We start from the raw sequence: 399 nt of genomic DNA on the forward strand, positions 1-399 counted from the left end.
TGCTCGATCTCGGGGCCGAAAGCCTGCTGGTGTTCCTCCGTGGAGTGAACCTGAATCCGGGCGCGGAGCCGGAAGACATGGTTTCGCTGCGGGTATTCGCCGACGCGCGCCTGGTGATCTCGCTGCGCCTGCGGCCGCTGAAGGCGGTGGCCGATCTGCTCGAGGACCTGGAGGCGGGGAAAGGGCCGAAGACAGCATCCGAGGTCGTGTACTACCTCGCGCACTACCTGACCGATCGCGTCGACACGCTGATCAGCGGGATAGCCGACCAGCTCGATGCTGTCGAGGAGCTGGTCGAGGCGGACGAGCGCGCCAGTCCCGACCAGCACCAGTTGCGTACCCTGCGCCGCCGGTCGGCGGGGTTGCGGCGCTACCTGGCGCCGCAGCGGGACATCTACT

General features: G+C 67.7%; 1 protein-coding gene. It reads left to right on the plus strand.

The window, feature by feature from the left end:
* Positions 1-399, plus strand: a 399-nt coding sequence (locus BST14_RS31835) for a CorA family divalent cation transporter (RefSeq protein ID WP_211280839.1), incomplete at both ends; no start/stop codon positions are given.

Origin of the sequence: Mycobacterium arosiense ATCC BAA-1401 = DSM 45069, from assembly GCF_002086125.1 — a bacterium.
Taxonomy (GTDB): domain Bacteria; phylum Actinomycetota; class Actinomycetes; order Mycobacteriales; family Mycobacteriaceae; genus Mycobacterium; species Mycobacterium arosiense.